The following is a 19,379-nucleotide window of genomic DNA, read 5'->3' as shown; positions in this document are numbered from 1 at the left end:
CTGCTGGCGGCGGCCCGGCCGCCGCCAGCCCCCGCCCGGCCCTGGCGGGGTAAAATGGTGGTTTCCCCGCCAGCCCGTGCCCGCCGTGAGCCAGATCAAGCAGGAAGACTTCATCCAGTCCGTCGCCGACGCGCTGCAGTACATCTCGTACTACCACCCGGTCGACTACATCCGGAACCTCGCCGCCGCCTATGAGCGCGAGCAGTCGCCGGCCGCGAAGGACGCCATCGCCCAGATCCTGATCAACTCGCGCATGTGCGCCGAGGGCCACCGGCCGATCTGCCAGGACACCGGCATCGTCACCGTCTTCCTCGAGATCGGCATGGACGTGCGCTGGTCCGACGCCAGCATGGGCGTCGAGGACATGGTCAACGAGGGCGTGCGCCGCGCCTACAACCACCCTGACAACAAGCTGCGCGCCTCGGTGCTGGCCGACCCGGCCGGCAAGCGCCAGAACACGAAGGACAACACCCCGGCGGTGGTCAACGTGAAGCTGGTGCCGGGCGGCAAGGTGGACGTGATCGTCGCCGCCAAGGGTGGCGGCAGCGAGGCCAAGTCCAAGTTCGCCATGCTCAACCCCTCCGACTCGGTCGTCGACTGGGTGCTCCGGACCGTGCCGACCATGGGCGCCGGCTGGTGCCCGCCGGGCATGCTGGGCATCGGCATCGGCGGCACGGCCGAAAAGGCCATGCTGCTGGCCAAGGAAGCGCTGATGGAGCCCATCGACATCACCGACCTGCAGGCCCGCGGCCCGTCCAACCGCGCCGAGGAGCTGCGGCTGGAGCTGTACGAGAAGGTCAACGCGCTCGGCATCGGTGCCCAGGGCCTGGGCGGCCTGACCACGGTGCTCGACATCAAGGTCAAGGACTACCCGACCCACGCCGCCAACCTACCGGTGGCGATGATCCCCAACTGCGCCGCCACCCGCCACGCGCATTTCACGCTCGACGGCAGCGGCCCGGTGCAGCTCGATCCGCCCTCGCTGGAAGACTGGCCGAAGCTCACCTACGACGCTTCCAAGGGCCGCCGGGTGAACCTCGACACGCTCACCCGCGACGAAGTCGCCAGCTGGAAGCCCGGCGAAGTGCTGCTGCTCAACGGCAAGCTGCTCACCGGGCGCGACGCCGCGCACAAGCGCATGGTGGACATGCTCAACAAGGGCGAGCCGCTGCCGGTGGACCTGCGCGGCCGCTTCATCTACTACGTCGGCCCGGTCGACCCGGTGCGCGACGAGGTCGTCGGCCCGGCCGGCCCGACCACCGCCACCCGCATGGACAAGTTCACCGAGCAGGTGCTCGAGCAGACCGGCCTGCTGGGCATGGTGGGCAAGGCCGAGCGCGGGCCGGCCGCCATCGAGGCCATCCGCAAGCACCGCTCGGCCTACCTGATGGCCGTGGGCGGCGCGGCCTACCTGGTGTCGAAGGCCATCAAGTCCGCCCGCGTGGTGGGCTTCGCCGACCTGGGCATGGAGGCCATCTACGAATTCGAGGTCAGCGACATGCCGGTGACGGTGGCCGTGGATGCGGCCGGCGAATCCGTGCACCGCACCGGGCCGCGCGAGTGGCAGTCGCGGATCGGCAAGATCCCGGTCGTTCTGGACTGAACCCCCGAAACTGAACGGGTTGCCCCCGGTTTGGCCGCGATGCCGGCCAAACCGCCGAAATCGTTGGCTTTCCGTCCTGGAAAGGTGTAGGGTGCGCCCGACTGTGTTTGCGAAGGGTCACTGTGAATCGTGGCCTGATGCGGTAGATCCACCGATCCGCTACATCTTTTCACCTCGCTCCTCCTTGCAACCCCAGTCGCGCGGCGGGATGTCCCCGTCAGCGATATCCATTTATTTGTTCCAAGGAGTTAGCAAATGTCGGATCGTCAGATCGGTACCGTTAAGTGGTTCAACGACGCCAAGGGCTTCGGCTTCATCAGCCGCGAGAACGGCGAGGACGTGTTCGTCCACTTCCGTTCCATCCAGGGCACCGGCTTCAAGTCCCTGCAGGAAGGCCAGAAGGTCTCCTTCAAGCTCGTCAAGGGCCAGAAGGGCATGCAGGCTGACGAAGTGCAGCCGATGTAATCCAGTCCCCCAAGGACTGAGCAAGGCCCCGGGTGGAAACGCCCGGGGCTTTTCTTTTGTGCCACCGGCCGTCGTATGCTTCGGGCCGACCCCAAGCACGGAAGCCGGCATGTACACCCTGTACTACTCCCCCGGCGCGGCCAGCCTGGTCGTGCACTGGTTGCTGATCGAGAGCGGCGCACGCCATGAACTCCGCCGCCTGGACCTGGCCGCCGGCGACCACAAGCGCCCCGAGTACCTGGCGCTCAACCCGGCCGGCCTGGTGCCGACGCTCCTGATCCACGGCGAACCGGTGACCGAGGCCGCCGGCCTGCTGCTGCACCTGGCCGACGCCCATCCGAATTTCGGCCTGGCGCCCGAACCGGGCAGCGTCGAGCGTGCGAAGTACTACCAGTGGGTGCTGCACCTGGCCAACACGCTGCAGCCGGCCTTCCGTGCCTGGTTCTATCCGCAGGAAGCGGCCGGCGAGGCCCATGCCGAGGCCGCCAGGACCCGGGCGCGCGAGCGCATCGAGGCCTGCTGGGACCAGATCGAGGCGCACCTGGCCAGGCGCGGTCCCTACCTGCTGGGGCCCTCGGTCAGCGCCGCTGATTTCCTGCTGACGATGCTGATGCGCTGGTCGCGCAACATGCCGCGCCCGGCCACCGATTGGCCGCAGCTGGGCGCGTTGGCGCAGCGCATGAAGGCGCGCCCGTCCTTCCGCGTGCTCTACGAGCGCGAGGGCCTGAGCGATTGGGCCTGAACCGGTGACGGCCCGCCGCGCCGTGCTGCTGGCCGGGGCGACCGGCCTGGTCGGCAGCCGCGTGCTTGCGCGCTGGCTCGACGCCGCGGACGGGCCGGTGGTGATCGCCCCGGTCCGGCGCCCACTGGTGATTACGCATCCGCGCCTGAAACCCCTGGTGGGGCAGTGGGACGCCGCGGCCGTGCAATCCGCCCTCGCGGCGGCGGGCGTCCCGCTCGAGGCGTATGCCTGCTGCCTCGGCACGACGATCCGCCAGGCGGGCTCTCGCGAGGCCTTCCTGGCGGTCGATCGCGACCTGGTGCTGGCGCTTGCGGAAATCGCGCACGGGCTTGGTGCCCGGCAGGCCCTGCTGGTCTCGTCGGTGGGCGCCAGCGCCCAGTCCGGCAATTTCTACCTGCGGGTCAAGGGCGAGGCCGAACGGGGCCTCGCGGCCCTGGGCTTCGAGCGGGTCGATTGCCTGCGCCCGGGCCTGCTGCTGGGCGAACGCAGCGAGCGGCGCCGCGCCGAAGGCTGGGGGCAGCGGCTGGCACCGTTCACCAACCCGCTGCTGGTCGGTCCGCTGCGCCGCTACCGGGCCATCCGCGCCGACACCGTGGCCGCGGCGATGGCCTCACTGGCCGGCCGTGGACCGGCCGGCCGCTTCATCCACGAATACGACGAACTGAGCCGGGCGGGCTGAGCCCGCCTCAGTCGGCCTGCAGGCCGACGCGCAGGATGCGGCCCTTGGCGTCGTCGGTGAGCAGGTAGAGGTAGCCGTCCGGGCCCTGGCGCACGTCGCGGATGCGCTCGCCCAGGTCGACCAGCAGCGGCTCCTCGGCCACCACCTTGTCGCCCTCGAGTTCCAGGCGCACCACGCGCTGGAAGGCGAGGGCGCCCACGAACAGGTTGCCCTGCCAGGCCGGGAAACGCTCGTGGGTGTAGAAGGCCAGGCCGCTGGGCGCGATCGACGGCGTCCACTGGTGGATGGGCTGCTCCATGCCCGGCATTTCCTTCTTGCCCGAGCCGATCGGCGCGCCGCTGTAGTTCACGCCCAGGGTGATCACCGGCCAGCCGTAGTTCTTGCCGGGCTCCGGGATGTTGAGTTCGTCGCCGCCGCGGGCGCCGTGTTCGGTCTGCCAGAGCTTGCCGGTTCCGGGATGCAGCGCGGCGCCCTGCACGTTGCGGTGGCCGTAGGACCAGATCGCCGGGTCGGCGCCCTCGCGGTCCACGAACGGGTTGTCGGCCGGGATGCCGCCGTCCGCCTGGATGCGGAAGATCTTGCCCTGGCCCTTGTCCAGCGCCTGCGGGTGGTCCCAGTTGCCGCGGTCGCCGGTGGTCACGTACAGCAGGCCGTCGCGGTCGAACACCAGGCGCGAGCCGAAGTGCTGGCCGGCCTCGAGCTTGGGCGACTGGCGCAGGATCACCTTCACGCCCTCCAGCGCCTCGCCCACCAGCTTGCCGCGCGCGACCGCGGTGCCGGCGCCGCCTTCGCCCGGCTCGGCATAGCTCAGGTAGACCAGGCCGTTGCCGGCGAAGCCGGGATCGAGGGCGACGTCGAGCAGGCCACCCTGGCCACGCGCCCAGACCTCGGGTACGCCGGACAGGGGCGCCGAGAGCGTGCCGTCAGCGGCCACCAGGCGCAGCCGGCCGGGGCGTTCGGTCACCAGCATGCGGCCGTCGGGCAGGAACGCCAGGCCCCACGGGTGTTCGAGGCCGGTGGCGACGGTGCTGACCTGCACGCTCCCGTGTTCGCTCGGGAAGCTGCGCACGTCGGCGTCCGGGCCACTGGCGGCGCAGGCGCCGACGGCGAGCATCAGGGCGAGGGCGAAGGGCGTCTTCATGCGGGGTGTTCCTTGTTCGGTTCGATGTCAGTCCAGCAGCGGCAGCAGGGCCGGCCAGACATGGTCGCGCAGCTTCGGCTGGGCCTCGGCCACGGGGTGCAGGTTGTCGGCCTGGAAGGCGTCGCGATCCAGGGCGATCGGCTCGAGCAGGAAGGGCAGCAGGGCGGCCTGGTGCGCCTGCGCGAGCTCGACGAAATTGCGTTCGAAGCCCTCGGTGTACTGCGGGCCGTAGTTCGGCGGCAGGCGCATGCCCACCAGCAGCACGCGCGCGCCGGCCTCGTTCGAGGCGCGGATCATGCGCTCGAGGTTGCCGTGGGTCTGGGCCAGGTCGAGGCCGCGCAGGCCGTCGTTGGCGCCCAGCTCGATCACCACCACCTCGGGCGAGTGCCGGGCCAGCTCGCTGGCGATGCGGCTGGCGCCGCCGGCGGTGGTCTCGCCGCTGATGCTTGCATTGGCGACGCTCCAGCCCGGGCGCTCGCTGCGCAGCTTCTCGGCCAGCAGCGCCACCCAGCCCTCGCGCGGGGCGAGGCCGTAGGCGGCCGAAAGCGAGTCGCCCATCACCAGCACGGTGCGCTCGCCGGTGTCTGCCGCAAGCACCGGCAGGCCGGCAAGTGCCAACAGCAGGGCCATGACTCCCCGTTGAACCCGCGTGCGCCATGCTCCATATCCTGCTTTGATTGCCTTCATCATTTTCCTGTCCACTGAGGATCCCATGGCCGACTCCCGACACCTCCCGGAAACCCGCGATGCGCTCCGCGTCGAGCGCCTCGGCAAGCGGGTGCCGCTGCCGTCGGGCGAGCTGACCATTCTCGAAGGCCTTGGTTTTACCATCCCCAGGGGTGAAGCGGTCGCGATCATCGGCGCCTCCGGTTCAGGAAAGAGCACGCTGCTGTCGCTGCTGGCCGGGCTGGACATCCCCAGCGAGGGCGAAGTGCAGCTCGATGGCGAACCGCTGTCGGGCCTGGACGAGGACGGCCGGGCGCGGGTGCGCGGCGAGAAGGTCGGCTTCGTCTTCCAGAGCTTCCAGCTGCTGCCCTCGCTGACCGCGCTCGAGAACGTGATGCTGCCGCTGGAACTGCGCGGCGACGACGATGCCGAGGGCCCGGCCCGCGCGATCCTGGGCCAGGTGGGCCTGGCGGGGCGCCTGGGCCACTACCCGCGCCAGCTGTCGGGCGGCGAGCAGCAGCGCGTCGCGCTGGCCCGCGCCTTCGTCACCCGGCCGGCGGTGCTGTTCGCCGACGAGCCGACCGGCAACCTCGACACCCGCACCGGCCAGGCCATCATCGAACTGCTGTTCCGGCTCAACCGCGAGGCCGGCACCACCCTGGTGCTGGTGACCCACGACGAGGCTTTGGCTGAACGCTGCAACCGCGTGCTGCGGCTCGATTCCGGCCGCCTGGTGTCGGCATGAGCTGGCTGCCGCTGGCCTGGCGCCAGCTTCGTCGCGACCTCGCCTCGGGCGACGTGCGCATCCTGCTGGCCGCGCTGGTGCTGGCGGTCACGGCCGTGTGTTCGGTCGGCTTCGTCACCGACCGCGCCGAGCGCGCGCTGGCGCTGGAGGCCAACCGCCTGCTCGGCGGCGACGTGGTGGTGCGCGCCGATGCACCGATCGAAGGCACGCTGCGCGAACTCGCCGACGCGCCCGGCCTGGACCGCACCGAAACCTGGTCGTTCCCGAGCATGGTGCGCGTGGGCGAGGCGCTGCGGCTGGGCGACCTCAAGGCCATGGCCGAGGGCTTCCCGCTGCGCGGCAGCTTCCTCGTCCAGACCCGGGCCGGCGGGCCCGAGACCGTGGCCGATGGCGTGCCCGAGCCAGGCACGGTGTGGATCAGCCGCGCCGGCGCCGACGCGCTCGATGCCCGGGTCGGCGACCTGGTCGGCATCGGCAACAGCCAGCTGCGGCTGGCCGCGCTGGTGGTGCAGGAGCCCGATGCCGCGCTCGACTACTTCAACACCGCGCCGCGGGTCTTCCTCAACCTCGACGACGTGCCGGCCACCGGCCTGGTGCAGCCGGGCAGCCGCATCGCCTACCGGCTGGTGATCGCGGGCGAGGCCGCCGCGGTCGATCGTTTCGCCGCCGCCGCGCGCGACCAGCTCGGCCGCGGCCAGCGGCTGGAGACGGCCGCCGAGGCGCGCCCGGAAATCCGCCGCGCCCTCGACCGCGCCGACCGGTTCCTCGGCCTGGCCGCGCTGGTGTCGGTGGTGCTGGCGGCGGTGGCGGTGGCCATGGCCGCGCGCCGGCACAGTGCCCGCCACCTGCAGGGTGCGGCGGTGATGCGCTGCCTCGGCGCCCGCCAGTCCACCCTGGTGGGCATCCACGTGGGTGAACTGGCCCTGCTCGGCCTGCTGGGCAGCGGCATGGGCGTCGCCATTGCCTACGGCCTGCAGTGGTTCGTGGCCGACTGGCTCTCGTCTGCGCTCAAGCTCGACCTGCCGGCGGCGGGCCTGGTGCCGGCGCTCGAAGGCCTCGGCGTCGGCCTGGCGGTCCTGCTGGCCTTCGGCGTGCCGCCGGTGCTGGCGCTGCGTCGCGTGCCGGCGCTGCGGGTGCTGCGCCGCGACCTCGACCCGACCGAGCCGGCGGCCTGGGTGGTGGGCCTGGCCGGACTGGCCGGGCTGTCGACGCTGCTGTGGTGGAAGGCCGGTTCGGCCGCGCTCGGCACGGCGATGCTGGTCGGCATCCTGGCCACGGTCGCGGTGCTGGCGCTGCTGGCCTGGGCGCTGATCGTGCTGGTGCGCCGCCTGCGCACCCGCCTGCGCGGGCCGTGGCGCTACGGCCTGGCCAACGTCAGCCGGCGCGCCGGGGCGTCGATCGCCCAGGTCAGTGCGCTGGGCCTGGGCCTGATGGCGCTGCTGCTGCTCACCTTCGTGCGCACCGACCTGCTCGATCGCTGGCGCGATGCGATGCCGGCCGATGCGCCCAACCGCTTCATCATCAACGTACAGCCCGACCAGGTGGCCTCGGTGCGCGGGTTCCTGGCGGAGCAGGGCGTGTCGGAGCCCGAGCTCTACCCGATGATCCGGGCGCGCCTGACCGAGTACAACGGCCAGCCCGCCAGCGGCGAAATGTACCCGGAGAACAGCCGCGGCCGGCGCATGGCCGAGCGCGAGTTCAACCTCTCGGAAATGGCGGCGCTGCGCGAGGACAACGTGGTCACCGCCGGCACGTTCTGGACCGGCGTGCCGGCTTCGCCGGAGCTGTCGGTGGAGGAGGAGTTCGCCGAGTCGCTGGGCTGGAAGATCGGCGACGAGGTGGCCTTCGACATCGCCGGCGCGCGCTACGCCGGCCGCATCACCAGCCTGCGCCGGGTGGACTGGGAGAGCTTCCGCCCGAACTTCTTCGTGCTCGGCTCGCCGGGTTCGCTGGAGGGTTACTCGGGCAGCTTCATCACCGCCGTCAAGGTGCCGCCGGAGCGCACGCGCTTCACCGCCGAGCTGGTCTCGGCCTATCCGAACCTGTCGGTGGTCGACATCGACGCGGTGCTGGCGCAGGTGCGCAGCACGGTCGACCAGGTCTCGCTGGTGGTGGAGGCGGTGTTCGGCTTCTCGCTGCTGGCCGGCGTGCTGGTGCTGCTGGCGGCGGTGAGCGCCAGCCAGGACGAGCGCCTGCTCGAGGGCGGCGTGATGCGCGTGCTCGGCGGCTCGAGCCGGCAGCTGCGGCTGGCCCAGGCCTCCGAGTTCGCCGCGATCGGCCTGCTTTCCGGCGTGGTCGCGGCCATCGCGGCCTCGGTGCTCGCCGGCGTGGTGGCCAGCCAGGTCTTCGAACTGCCCTGGCGCGTGGACGTGGGCCTGGCCGCGACCGGCGCGGCGGCCGGACTGCTCGCCGCCCTGGTCGCGGGCCTCTGGGCCACGCGCCGCATCATCAGCGCGCCGCCCTCCGTCACCCTGCGCGAGCTCTAGGAACCCGCCGCGAGAAAGGGCGTCAGTCGACGAGGAGGGCGAGGGCGAAGAGGCCGAGCATGGCGAAGGCGAGGGCGAGCTTGAGGATGGCGCCCAGCAGCAGGCCCACCCAGGTGCCGACGCCGATCCGCGAGGCCTGCTGCCAGTCGCGCCCGTGCGCCATTTCGCCGGCGGCGGCGCCCAGCAGCGGGCCGGCGATCAGTCCGGGCAGGCCGAAGAACAGGCCCACCACGCCGCCCAGCCCGGCTCCGAACAGGCCCTTGCCCGACGCCCCGGCGCGCTTGGCGCCGACGATGCTGGAAAGCAGGTCGACGCCGATCGACGCGAGCACCAGCAGGCCGAGCACGGCCAGCGTCGTGAACGTGATGTGCTCGTAGCCATCGACCCAGGCCGCCAGCCACATGCCGGCGAACATCACCGGCAGGCCGGGCAGCACCGGCAGGATGGTGCCCAGCAGGCCGATGATGATCAGCGTCGCGGCGAGGAGGTACCAGAGCGTCTGCAGTTCCATCGGCCGAGCATAACAACGAAGAAGGGGTGGCCCCCGGCGCTCCGGCACGCACGCGCGCCGGGAACACCGCGGGCCACCCCCGTTGCCGGCGGGATCAGTCCGGCAGGATGACCGTGTCGATGACGTGGATGACGCCGTTGCTGGCCTTGACGTCGGTGGCGATGACGTTGGCGCCGTCGACCTTCACCGAACCGCCCTCGACGCTGATGTCGGCCGCCTGGCCATTGACCGTGGCAGCGCTGTCGAGCTTGACCACGTCGGCCGCATACACCTTTCCGGGCACCACGTGGTAGGTGAGGATCGCGACCAGCTGGTCCTTGTTCTCGGGCAGCAGCAGCGACTCGAGCGTGCCGGCCGGCAGCTTGGCGAAGGCCTCGTCGGTCGGCGCGAAGACGGTGAACGGACCGGTGCCCGACAGGGTCTCGACCAGGCCGGCGGCCTGGACCGCGGCGACCAGGGTTTCGAAATCGGCGTTGGCGGCGGCGACGTCGACGATGGTGCCGGCGGCCTTGCCGCCCTTGTGGTGGTCGGCCAGCGCCGGGGTGGCGGCCAGGCCGGCGAGGGCGAGCGCGAGCAGGGACTTGCGAAGCAGGTTCATGGACGACTCCTTGGTGGGGAAATGCCCGGTGCGGGCACGCTACGAAGGCTCGCAGGCCGGCCGTGTGGGCGAGGTCGCGGCGGCGTCATCGGCGCGTCGCTGACACGTGGCCGCCGCGTGAGGAGGCCTCCCGCCGACGCAGCGGGCTGGCTATGCTTCAGGGCCCTTCCCGACGGACGCCAGGATGCACGTCGAAGAATTGCCGCTGCAGGCCCGCGATGGACATGCCTTCACCCTGCGCCGGGTTCGCCCGCCCGCGCCGCGCGCCGGGCTGCTGTTCCTGCCGGCCCTGGGCGTGCCGGCGCGCAAGTACGACACCTTTGCGCTGGCGCTGGCCGCCCACGGTTTCGCCGTGGCCGTGCCCGAATGGCGCGGCATCGGATCGAGCGCACTGCGCGCTACGCGCACGCACGACTGGGGCTACGCCGAACTGCTGGGCCAGGACCTGCCGGCCAGCGAGGCCGTGCTCGATTCCTCGCTGCCGTGGTGCTACGGCGGCCACAGTCTCGGCGGCCAGTTCGCCGCCATGGCGGCGGCGCTCTCACCCGCGCGCTGCGCCGGGCTCGTGCTGCTGGCCACCGGGGTGCCCGACCGGCGCACCTTCACCGGCATGAAGCGCCTGGCGATCAGCGCCTTCGCCCGCGCGCTGCCGCCGCTGACGCGACTGGTCGGGCACTACCCGGGCGAGCGCCTGGGCTTCGCCGGACGCGAGGCCGGTGGCCTGATGCGCGACTGGGCCGCCACGGTACTCGGCGGCCGCTACCAGGCCTACGGCCAGGGCGAGACGCTGGACGGGCGACTGGCGCGCCTGCGCGCGCCGGCTCTGGCGCTGCACCTGGCCCACGACTGGTTCGTGCCGGAAGCGTCGCTGCAGGGCCTGCTCGACAAGCTGGGCGACGGGCCGAAGTTGATCGAGCGCTTCGACGACGCGCGCCTGGGCGCGCGCGCCGATCATTTCCGCTGGATGCGTTCGCCCGACGCCGTGGCCGGGGCGATCGGGGAATGGTGGGGCCAGCTCAGCCCTTGAAGTCGCGGTGGCAGGCCTGGCAGCCGTTCTTGATGCGGTCCAGGGCCACGTTGGCGGCGGCGCAATCGCTGGGCGGCGTGGCCAGGGCGGCGTCGAGCGCGGCGCGGAACTCGGTCGAGTGCGCGATGAAGCGTTCGTCGTCCTCGGTCGGCAGGAAGGCCGGTTCGAGGTCGTTGCCCAGGTGGCGCAGGGTCTGCAGGCGCGGGGTCAGGTCGGTGGCGGCGCAGCGGTTCTGCTTCACGCTCTCGTTGAGCGCGCCCATCTGGGCCGACATCACCGCCATCACGCCGTTGGGGTAGGCGGTTCCCTGGCGCAGGGCGCTCATGGCGATGAGGGTGCAGGCGGCGCCGACGAACAGGCCGATCAGGACGAGGATCAGGGAACGCATGCAGGCAACTCCGGGCAGGATGGGACCGCCGGCAATTTAGCACGGCGGTCCGGCCCGGAAGGCCTGCTCAGCGCAGCGGGATGATGCGTGCGCCCTCGAGGCGGACGTAGGCACCCTCGCGGACGCCGCTGCCCAGGGAGTTGCGGTTGACCACGACCAGGCGGCCGTCGTCCATGCGCACGTGCACGTCGTAGGTCTGTTCGTTGACCTTGTTCTCGATGGCGTTGCCGGCCACCGCGCCAGCGACCGCGCCCGCCACCGTGGCGGTGTTCTTCTTGCCCTGGCTGCCGTGGTCGGCGAGCTCGCGGGCGGCCACGGCGCCGACCAGGCCGCCGAGCACGGCGCCGGCGCGGCTGTTGGTGCGGGCGCCATACACCGGCTCGATGCGTTCGACCCGCCCGCAGTCTTGGCAGCGCTGCGAGTAGCCGCGGTCGTAGGGGTCGTAACCCGCGCCGCGGTCGTAACCGTAGCGCGGCTGGCTGCTGGCACAGGCGGCCAGCGTGATCGACAGGGTGGCGATCGCAAGGATGCGGGTCTTCATGGTCGGCTCCTTCCGGGGCATCGTGGTCACGGCCCGAACCTAGGCAAGTCCGCCTGAACCGGTGCCGACCGCGGCTAGAATACGTCCATGTCTGATCCCCGATTCGCCGGCATCGACCGGCTCTACGGCCGCGGTGCGGCCCGGCGCCTGGGCCAGGCCCAGGTCTGCGTGGTGGGCCTGGGCGGCGTCGGCTCGTGGGTGGTCGAGGCGCTGGCGCGCAGCGGCGTCGGGCGCCTGGTGCTGGTGGACGCCGACGAGGTCTGCGTCTCGAACACCAACCGCCAGCTGCACGCGCTCGAGGGCCAGTTCGGCCGCGGCAAGGGCGAGGTGCTGGCCGAGCGCTGCCGCGCCATCCACCCGGGCATCGAGGTCGAGGTGGTGCCGCAGTTCCTGCTGCCCTCCAACCTCGAGGCGCTGCTCGACCGCGGCCACGACCTGGTGCTCGACGCCTGCGACAGCTTCCGCAGCAAGCTCGAGATGATCGCCTGGTGCCGGCGCCGCAAGCTGCCGATCATCGCCTGCGGCTCGGCCGGCGGCCGCACCGACCCGACCCTGGTGCGCGTGCGCGACCTCTCGCGCACCGAGCACGACGCCATGCTCGCGTTGATCCGCAAGAAGCTGCGCGCCGACTTCGGTTTCCCGCGCAACCCCGACCGCTACTTCGGCGTGCCGGCAGTGTATTCGCTGGAAAACGTGAAATACCCGCAGGCCGACGGCAGCGTCTGCGGCGTGCGGCCCAAGCTGGGCGCCGATGCCGCCCTCAAGCTCGACTGCGGCGCCGGCCTGGGCGCGGCCTCGCACATCACGGGAACCTTTGGCTTCGCGATGGCGGGCAAGGCCATCGAACTATTGCTCAAGCCCCGGCCCGCCGCCTGAGCCGCCTCAGCCGAACAGGCGCAGGGCGTTGGCGGTGGTGGTTTCGGCCACACGTTCCACCGGCTCGCCGCGCAGGGCCGCGACCGTTTCCAGCACGGTCGGCAGGAAGCCCGGTTCGTTGCGCTGGCCGCGACGGCCGGCGTCGGGCTGGTCGGGAGCGTCGGTTTCCAGCAGCAGGCAGTCGGCCGGCATCGCCGCCACGGTGCGGCGCAGACGCCGGGCGCGCTCGTAGGTGACCGGTCCGCCGATGCCCAGGCAAAAACCGAGCGCGAACAGCTGCCGCGCCTGCTCCTCGCTGCCCGACCAGCTGTGCACCACGCCGCGCAGGCCGCCGACCCGGCGCAGCGCCGCGATCACCTCGTCCACGGCCCGCCGGGCGTGCAGGACCACCGGCAGGTCGAATTCCCGGGCCAGTTCGAGCTGGCGCCGGAAGTAGAGTCGCTGCGCTTCCGGGTCCAGGCCTTCGACGAAGTAATCCAGGCCGAACTCGCCCACGGCGGCGGGGCGGCGGCTGGCCAGCCAGTCGGCCAGTTCGTCCAGGTGCGCGGGTTGGTGGCGCGCGAGGTACATCGGATGCAGGCCCCAGGCCGGGCGCAGGCCGGGGTCCGCGGCGCAGAGGGCGGCGATGGTGTCCCAGCTGGCGCGATCCACGGCCGGCACCAGCTGGCGGGTGACGCCGGCGGCACGGGCGCGGGCCAGCACCTGCCCGCGGTCGGCGTCGAAGGCCTCCGCGTCCAGGTGGCAGTGGCTGTCGTAGAGCGGGCTCATTCGCGTCGGGCCTGGCCCTCGAGGGTGCCGCCCTTGCCGTCGGGCCCCGGGGGCGGCTCCCGGCGCCGCCAGCTCGCCAGCACCAGGGCGACCAGGGGCGTCAGGATCTCGTCCAGGAACGGGATCGGATCGGGCAACAGCCAGCTCAGCAGCATCAGCACCAGGGTGATCTTGAGCAGGGTGGGGAAGCGCAGCTTCGAGGCGTAACCCACCAGCGGCGCGGTCAGTGGATTGGGCATCTTGGTTTCCCGGGTTCGACGCCCGGAAATTAACACGCCGTGATGGCGCCGCCCCGGTTTTTCGGGCTCCGTTCAGGGAGGCTGTCACAGTCTGCGCTGGCGACGGCGGACCACCGCCGCGAATGGAGGACTGACCATGAACAAGACCATCCTGGCCGTGCTGGCCGGCATGCTGGCTGGTGGCGGCGCGATCGCCGCGTACCAGGCTTATTCCACGCCTTATGCCGAGGTGGTGTCGGCCACGCCGATCACCGAGAAGGAGCCGATCTACGGCGACGTGGTGGCTTCGAACGCGATCACCGAAATGCGCACCGGCGAGCGCCAGGTGTGCACGGAGCGCGAAGTCGAGAAGCGCCGGGCCGAACGTTTCGGCGACAAGGACGGCATGGTCGTCGGCGCCGTCGTCGGCGGACTGCTCGGCAACCAGGTCGGCAAGGGCGACGGCCGCAAGCTGGCCACCGTCGCCGGTGCGGTCGGCGGTGCCTACGCGGGCCGCGAGATCGACCGTCGCCACCAGGGCGGCCAGAAGTACACCGAGGTCGAGCAGGTCTGCGAAACCGTGACCGAGCCGCGCGAAGAAATCGTCGGTTACGACGTGACCTATCGCAGCGAGGGCGAGCTGGGCAGCATGCGCGTCGACCGCAAGCCGGGCGCGCAGGTGCTGCTGGGCGAGCGCGACCGGATCGTCGGCTATGACGTCACCTGGCGCTACGAGGGCCAGACCGGCCAGCTGGTGATGGACGAGGACCCGGGCGACCGGCTGCCGGTCGCGGATGGCGTGATCGCCGTGGCCGGCAAGGATACGCCGCCGAAGGGTTGAGCCACGCCAGCCCGCATCACCCCCGAAGGGCCGGCCATGCCGGCCCTTCGCCTTTCCGGCCGGGCCCCGCCGCTGCCGGCGGGGGTGGGAACCGGCTAGAATCACCGGCTTTCCCCACTCGTGGATCCCCGCAGCCATGGCCCTGAATCCGACCGATCTGTTCGACGTCCGTTCCCTGCTCAGCGAAGAGGAGCGGATGATCCAGGACAGCGTCGCCCGCTTCACCGACGAGAAGGTGCTGCCGATCATCGGCGACTGCTTCGACCAGGGGCGCTTCCCGAAGGAGCTGGTGCCCGAAATCGCCTCGATGGGCCTGCTCGGTTCCTCGCTGCCCGAGGAGTACGGCTGCGCCGGCCTCAACGCCGTCAGCTACGGCCTGATCTGCCAGGAGCTCGAGCGCGGCGACAGCGGCATCCGCAGCTTCGTGTCGGTGCAGAGCTCGCTGTGCATGTACCCGATCTACGCCTACGGCTCCGAGGAGCAGCGCCGCAAGTACCTGCCCGGCATGGCCCGCGGCGAGATCATCGGCTGCTTCGGCCTGACCGAGCCGCACGGCGGCTCCGACCCGGCCAACATGAAGACCGTGGCGAAGAAGGACGGCGGCGACTGGGTGATCAACGGCGCCAAGATGTGGATCACCAACGGCAACCTGGCCGACATCGCCATCGTCTGGGCGCAGACCGAGGACGGCATCCAGGGCTTCATCGTCGAGAAGGGCACCAAGGGCTTCGAGGCCCATGAGGTGCACAAGAAGATGAGCCTGCGCGCCTCGGTCACCTCGGCGCTTTATTTCGACTCGGTGCGCGTGCCCGACAGCCAGCGCCTACCGAACGTCAAGGGCCTCAAGGGCCCGCTGGGCTGCCTCACGCAGGCGCGCTACGGCATCACCTGGGGCCCGATCGGCGCCGCCATCGCCGCCTACACCTCGGCGCTGGAGTATTCCAAGGAGCGCACCCTGTTCAACCGCCCGGTGGCGGCCACGCAGTCGGCCCAGATCAAGCTGGCCGAGATGGCCCGCCGCATCACCCTGGCGCAGCTGCTGAGCCTGCAGCTGGGCCGCCTCAAGGACGCGGGCACCATGCAGCCGGCCCAGGTGTCGCTGGCCAAGTGGAACAACTGCCGCATGGCGATCGACATCTGCCGCGAGGCCCGCGACCTGCTCGGCGGCGCCGGCATCACCACCGAGCACCCGCCGATCCGGCACGCGCTCAACCTCGAGTCGGTGATCACCTACGAGGGTACCGAGACCGTGCACCAGCTGGTGATCGGCCGCGAAGTCACCGGCATCAACGCGTTCTGACCGGGGCCGCCGCGGCGCCATGGCCATCGACGGACTCGAACTCCTGACCGACCGGCTGCGCCTGCGGCCGGTGCGGGGCGAGGACTTCGAGGCCTGGGCGGCGTTCAGCGCCGACCCCGTGGCCATGCACCACCTCGGCGGCGTGCAGCCGCGCGCCGTGGCTTGGCGCGGCCTGCTCACCGTGGTCGGTGCCTGGCACGTCCAGGGCTTCTCGTTCTTCTCGGTGTTCGAGCGCGACACCGGCCGCTGGGTCGGCCGCGCCGGCCCGTGGCAGCCCGAGGGCTGGCCCGGCACCGAGGTCGGCTACTCGCTGGCCCGGGACGCCTGGGGCAGGGGATACGCCACCGAAGCGGCCGCGGCCTGCATCGACTGGGCCGTCGACCACCTGGGCTGGACCGAAATCATCCAGACCATCGCGCCCGACAACCTTCCGTCCCAGGCGGTCGCCCGCCGGCTCGGGGCCACGCTGCGCGGCCCGTGCCGGCTGCCGCCACCCTACGAAAACCAACCCGCCCAACTCTGGGGCCAGACGCGCGGGCAATGGCGGCAAAACCGCCTTGCGCTGCGCGCCTGATCCCTTCCAGCGAGCCAATCATGTCCGTCGCCAAACCCATCCCCGCCCGCCACAAAGACGTCAACCGCGCCAAGGTCTGCGACGACAACTTCATCGAGTTCGTGCAGGGCTGGTCCGGCAAGGCGATGCACCGGCCGGCGCCGAACGAGCCCGTGCTCGACGGCAGCGCCTGCACCGCGGCCGACTTCCTGGCCCTGTTCGAGTCGCAGCTGGTCTCGCGCCACCTCGACCTGATGGCGCGCGTGCTGCGCGTGCAGCAGAAGGTGTTCTACACCATCGGTTCGAGCGGCCACGAAGGCAATGCGATGGTGGCGCGCCTCACCCGCCACACCGATCCGGCGTTCCTGCACTACCGCTCGGGTGGCTTCATGGCCGAGCGTTTCCGCAAGCTGCCCGGCATGGACCCGGTGATGGACTCGGCGCTGAGCTTCGCCGCCAGCAAGGACGACCCGGCTTCGGGCGGCCGGCACAAGGTCTGGGGCAGCAAGCCGCTGTGGGTGCTGCCGCAGACCTCGACCATCGCCTCGCACCTGCCCAAGGCCCTGGGCACGGCGATTGCCATCGAGCAGGCCCGCCGGATCGGCCACGCGCTGCCGATCCCCGATGACTCGATCACGATCTGCAGCTTCGGCGACGCCTCGAGCAACCACGCCACCGCGCAGACGGCCTTCAACACCGCGCAGTGGACGGCCTACCAGCGCCTGCCGGCGCCGGTGCTGTTCGTCTGCGAGGACAACGGCATCGGCATCTCGGTCAAGACGCCGGGCGGCTGGATCGGCAATGCCTTCCGCCACCGCGAGGGCCTGGACTACTTCTTCGCCGACGGCCTGGACATCGCCGGCGGCTACGGCCAGGTGCAGGCCGCCGTCGAGCACTGCCGCCGCACCCGCCGGCCGACCTTCCTGCACCTCAAGACCACCCGCATCATGGGCCACGCCGGCACCGACTTCGAGATCGAGTGGCGCAGCATCGAGGAGCTGATGGGGGTCGAGGCCACCGACCCGCTGCTGCGCTCGGCCGAGATCGCCCTGGTTTCGGGCCTGATGTCGAAGGACGAGCTGCTGGCGAAGTACGAGGCCATGCGCGCACGCTGCTTCGCCGCCGCCGAGGAGGCCGACCGCCGCCCGAAGCTGACCGAGCTGGCCGACGTGGTCGCGCCGCTTGCGCCCTACACCCCGGACAAGGTGGCCGCCGAGGCCGCGCGAAGCGACTTCGCCGACAGGCGCCTGGCGGTGTTCGGCAGCGAGGCGAAGCTGCCCGAGAACCAGCCGCCGAAGCACCTGGCGATCCAGATCAACCAGGCCCTGCACGACCTGTTCTGCAAGTACCCCGAGGCGCTGCTGTTCGGCGAGGACGTGGCGCAGAAGGGTGGCGTGTACACGGTCACCAAGGGCCTGCACAAGGCGTTCAAGAACGCCCGCGTGTTCAACACGCTGCTCGACGAGACCATGATCCTGGGCCTGGCCCAGGGTTATGCCAACGTCGGCATGCTGCCGATGCCGGAGATCCAGTACCTGGCGTACTTCCATAACGCCTGCGACCAGATCCGCGGCGAGGCCTGCTCGCTGCAGTTCTTCTCCAATGGCCAGTACCGCAACCCGATGGTGATGCGCATCGCCTCGCTGGGCTACCAGCGCGGCTTCGGCGGCCACTTCCACAACGACAACTCGATCACCGCCCTGCGCGACATCCCGGGCCTGGTGGTCGGCTGCCCCAGCCGCGGCGACGACGCCGCGACCATGCTGCGCACGATGATGGCGCTGGCCAGGGTCGATGGCCGCGTCTGCGCCTTCCTCGAGCCGATCGCGCTGTACATGACCAAGGACCTGTACGAGGCGGGCGACGGCCAGTGGCTCACCAGCTACCCGCCGACCGACGAGGCCATGGTCCTGGGCCAGGAGCGGGTCTACGCGCCGGAAGCGACCGACCTGGTCGTCTTCACCTTCGGCAACGGCGTGCCGATGAGCCTGCGCGCCGCCCGCCGCATCGAGGCCTCGAAGGGCTGGAAGGTGCGCGTGGTGGACCTGCGCTGGCTCCAGCCGCTCAACGCGGAGGCCATTGCCCGGCATGCCGGCGAGTGTGCGCGCATCCTGGTGGTCGACGAGGGCCGGCGCTCGGCCGGCGTGGGCGAGGGCGTGATCACGGCGGTGGTCGAGGCCGGCCACGGCGCCAAGCCGCTGCGCCGCGTGGTCGGCGAGGACACCTATACGCCGCTGGCGGGCGCGGCCTTCCTGGTCATCCCGTCCGACGACGACATCGTGGCGATGGCCGAGGGCATGGCCTGAACTCGTTGTGCCCAACATGACCGCCCTGTCCCGGCCCCAGACGATCCTGTTCGCCGACGTCAGCGGCAGCACGCGTCTGTTCGAGACGAGGGGCGACGTCGAGGCCCGGCGCCTGATCGCCCTGGTCCTCGATGCGCTGTCGGAAGTTTGCCGCCAGCATGGCGGCCGGGTCATCAAGACCATCGGCGACGAGGTGATGTGCACCTTCCCGAAGGCGATCAACGGCGTGCTGGCCGCCTGCGACATGCAGCGGCGCATGGCCCGCGACATCAATTTCGTGCGCGAAAGCCTGGCGGTGCGCATCGGCCTGCACCATGGCGATGCGCTCGAGGAGGGCGACGGCGACGTCTACGGCGACGCCGTCAACACCGCCGCGCGCATGGCATCGCTGGCCAAGCGCGAGCAGGTGGTCACCACCGCGGCCACCTACGACGGGCTGTCGGGCAAGGTTCCGGAGGCGCGCAGCCTGGGCAAGGCGCGGGTCAGCGGCAAGCTGCTGCCGATCGCCATCGTCGACCTGGTCTGGCAGGAGGACACCTCGGGCATGACCCTGGTGCAGAGCTCCACCCGCGCAGGCGCCGGCATCGACGATGCCGCGGCACCGGGCGTGCTGCGCCTGCGCCACCGCGGCGAAGTGGTGGAACTGCGGCCCGATTCCGAACCCTTCCTGATGGGTCGCGAGCACGGCAACCATCTCGTGGTGGAGGCCGACTGGGTGAGCCGCACGCACGCCATGGTCGAGTACAAGCGCGGCCACTTCATGATCACCGACCGCTCGACCAACGGCACCTACGTGCGCATCGGCGAGGACGACGAGCTCAAGCTCCATCGCGACGAACTGCACCTGCGCAAGTCGGGCACGATCAGCCTGGGCCAGAGCTTCGGCGTCAACACCGGCGACATCATCCACTTCGAGGCCGGCTGA

General features: G+C 71.2%; 21 protein-coding genes. 13 read left to right on the top strand and 8 right to left on the bottom strand.

Annotated elements, in window-relative coordinates:
• Positions 1 to 85 precede the first annotated feature (85 nt).
• The 4 genes from C6N40_RS03870 to C6N40_RS03855 all read left to right on the top strand — a co-directional run bounded on the left by C6N40_RS03870 (position 86) and on the right by C6N40_RS03855 (position 3,489).
• Positions 86 to 1,603 carry a fumarate hydratase gene (locus C6N40_RS03870; RefSeq protein ID WP_106989673.1) on the top strand — a complete coding sequence of 506 codons (1,518 nt, stop codon included), beginning with the start codon at positions 86 to 88 and terminating at the stop codon, positions 1,601 to 1,603.
• Positions 1,604 to 1,858: 255 nt separating this feature from the next.
• Positions 1,859 to 2,068: a cold-shock protein gene (locus C6N40_RS03865; RefSeq protein ID WP_026816018.1), complete on the top strand. Its 210-nt coding sequence runs from the start codon at positions 1,859 to 1,861 to the stop codon at positions 2,066 to 2,068.
• A gap of 109 nt (positions 2,069 to 2,177) precedes the next feature.
• A complete protein-coding gene (locus C6N40_RS03860; RefSeq protein WP_106989672.1) occupies positions 2,178 to 2,810 on the top strand; it encodes a glutathione S-transferase family protein in 633 nt (210 codons plus the stop codon).
• A gap of 4 nt (positions 2,811 to 2,814) precedes the next feature.
• Entirely contained in the window at positions 2,815 to 3,489 is a 675-nt protein-coding gene (locus tag C6N40_RS03855; protein WP_106989671.1) for a Rossmann-fold NAD(P)-binding domain-containing protein, read from the top strand.
• Positions 3,490 to 3,496: 7 nt separating this feature from the next.
• On the opposite strand, the gene C6N40_RS03850 is transcribed toward C6N40_RS03855, so the two are convergent.
• Both C6N40_RS03850 and C6N40_RS03845 read right to left on the bottom strand, forming a co-directional pair.
• A complete protein-coding gene (locus C6N40_RS03850) occupies positions 3,497 to 4,630 on the bottom strand; it encodes a PQQ-dependent sugar dehydrogenase (RefSeq protein ID WP_205208540.1) in 1,134 nt (377 codons plus the stop codon).
• Positions 4,631 to 4,657: 27 nt separating this feature from the next.
• Positions 4,658 to 5,260, bottom strand: coding sequence for an arylesterase (locus tag C6N40_RS03845; RefSeq protein WP_106989670.1), 603 nt, complete (start codon positions 5,258 to 5,260; stop codon positions 4,658 to 4,660).
• Between the two features lie 82 nt (positions 5,261 to 5,342).
• On the opposite strand from C6N40_RS03845, the gene C6N40_RS03840 reads away from it, so the two are divergent.
• Positions 5,343 to 6,041, top strand: coding sequence for an ABC transporter ATP-binding protein (locus tag C6N40_RS03840; RefSeq protein WP_106989749.1), 699 nt, complete (start codon positions 5,343 to 5,345; stop codon positions 6,039 to 6,041).
• Complete coding sequence (locus tag C6N40_RS03835; RefSeq protein WP_106989669.1) at positions 6,038 to 8,527, top strand: ABC transporter permease; 2,490 nt, start codon at positions 6,038 to 6,040, stop codon at positions 8,525 to 8,527. Before C6N40_RS03840 ends, C6N40_RS03835 begins: the two co-directional genes overlap by 4 nt.
• A 22-nt stretch (positions 8,528 to 8,549) precedes the next feature.
• On the opposite strand, the gene C6N40_RS03830 is transcribed toward C6N40_RS03835, so the two are convergent.
• Positions 8,550 to 9,038 (bottom strand): DUF456 domain-containing protein, encoded by a 489-nt coding sequence (locus C6N40_RS03830; protein ID WP_106989668.1) that lies wholly within the window; start codon positions 9,036 to 9,038, stop codon positions 8,550 to 8,552.
• A 94-nt stretch (positions 9,039 to 9,132) separates the two neighbouring features.
• Positions 9,133 to 9,636 (bottom strand): fasciclin domain-containing protein, encoded by a 504-nt coding sequence (locus C6N40_RS03825; protein WP_106989667.1) that lies wholly within the window; start codon positions 9,634 to 9,636, stop codon positions 9,133 to 9,135.
• A gap of 184 nt (positions 9,637 to 9,820) precedes the next feature.
• On the opposite strand from C6N40_RS03825, the gene C6N40_RS03820 reads away from it, so the two are divergent.
• Positions 9,821 to 10,663 (top strand): alpha/beta hydrolase family protein, encoded by an 843-nt coding sequence (locus C6N40_RS03820; RefSeq protein WP_106989666.1) that lies wholly within the window; start codon positions 9,821 to 9,823, stop codon positions 10,661 to 10,663.
• Here C6N40_RS03820 and C6N40_RS03815 read toward each other — a convergent pair.
• Together C6N40_RS03815 and C6N40_RS03810 are read right to left on the bottom strand one after the other, a co-directional pair.
• On the bottom strand, positions 10,653 to 11,051 hold the full coding sequence (locus tag C6N40_RS03815) for a cytochrome c (protein ID WP_106989665.1): 399 nt from the start codon (positions 11,049 to 11,051) through the stop codon (positions 10,653 to 10,655). The two genes, C6N40_RS03820 and C6N40_RS03815, sit on opposite strands and share 11 nt — an antisense overlap.
• 67 nt (positions 11,052 to 11,118) lie before the next feature.
• Positions 11,119 to 11,592, bottom strand: a complete 474-nt coding sequence (locus C6N40_RS03810; RefSeq protein WP_106989748.1) for a glycine zipper 2TM domain-containing protein — start codon at positions 11,590 to 11,592, stop codon at positions 11,119 to 11,121.
• Positions 11,593 to 11,679: 87 nt separating this feature from the next.
• Here C6N40_RS03810 and C6N40_RS03805 point away from each other — a divergent pair, with 87 nt between their 5' ends.
• Positions 11,680 to 12,468, top strand: coding sequence for a tRNA threonylcarbamoyladenosine dehydratase (locus tag C6N40_RS03805; RefSeq protein WP_106989664.1), 789 nt, complete (start codon positions 11,680 to 11,682; stop codon positions 12,466 to 12,468).
• 6 nt (positions 12,469 to 12,474) lie between these two features.
• Here C6N40_RS03805 and C6N40_RS03800 read toward each other — a convergent pair whose 3' ends face one another.
• Together C6N40_RS03800 and C6N40_RS03795 are read right to left on the bottom strand one after the other, a co-directional pair.
• The gene (locus tag C6N40_RS03800; RefSeq protein ID WP_106989663.1) at positions 12,475 to 13,236 is read right to left on the bottom strand and encodes a TatD family hydrolase; all 762 of its coding nucleotides are present in this window, start codon (positions 13,234 to 13,236) and stop codon (positions 12,475 to 12,477) included.
• Positions 13,233 to 13,475, bottom strand: a complete 243-nt coding sequence (locus tag C6N40_RS03795; protein ID WP_106989662.1) for a DUF6116 family protein — start codon at positions 13,473 to 13,475, stop codon at positions 13,233 to 13,235. The genes C6N40_RS03800 and C6N40_RS03795 overlap by 4 nt, the downstream gene beginning before the upstream one ends.
• A 136-nt stretch (positions 13,476 to 13,611) precedes the next feature.
• Between C6N40_RS03795 and C6N40_RS03790 the strand changes: the two genes are divergently transcribed.
• From C6N40_RS03790 to C6N40_RS03770, 5 genes are all read left to right on the top strand, one after another.
• Positions 13,612 to 14,295: a glycine zipper 2TM domain-containing protein gene (locus C6N40_RS03790; RefSeq protein WP_275887152.1), complete on the top strand. Its 684-nt coding sequence runs from the start codon at positions 13,612 to 13,614 to the stop codon at positions 14,293 to 14,295.
• Between the two features lie 136 nt (positions 14,296 to 14,431).
• Positions 14,432 to 15,595 carry an acyl-CoA dehydrogenase family protein gene (locus C6N40_RS03785; RefSeq protein WP_106989661.1) on the top strand — a complete coding sequence of 388 codons (1,164 nt, stop codon included), beginning with the start codon at positions 14,432 to 14,434 and terminating at the stop codon, positions 15,593 to 15,595.
• A 19-nt stretch (positions 15,596 to 15,614) separates the two neighbouring features.
• Positions 15,615 to 16,169 carry a GNAT family N-acetyltransferase gene (locus C6N40_RS03780; RefSeq protein WP_106989660.1) on the top strand — a complete coding sequence of 185 codons (555 nt, stop codon included), beginning with the start codon at positions 15,615 to 15,617 and terminating at the stop codon, positions 16,167 to 16,169.
• Positions 16,170 to 16,189: 20 nt separating this feature from the next.
• On the top strand, positions 16,190 to 18,454 hold the full coding sequence (locus C6N40_RS03775; RefSeq protein WP_106989659.1) for a thiamine pyrophosphate-dependent enzyme: 2,265 nt from the start codon (positions 16,190 to 16,192) through the stop codon (positions 18,452 to 18,454).
• A 16-nt stretch (positions 18,455 to 18,470) separates the two neighbouring features.
• Entirely contained in the window at positions 18,471 to 19,379 is a 909-nt protein-coding gene (locus tag C6N40_RS03770) for an adenylate/guanylate cyclase domain-containing protein (protein WP_106989658.1), read from the top strand.

It is taken from the genome of Arenimonas caeni (genome assembly GCF_003024235.1).
Taxonomy (GTDB): Bacteria; Pseudomonadota; Gammaproteobacteria; order Xanthomonadales; family Xanthomonadaceae; genus Arenimonas; species Arenimonas caeni.
This window is presented reverse-complemented; position numbering and strand designations above follow the sequence as displayed.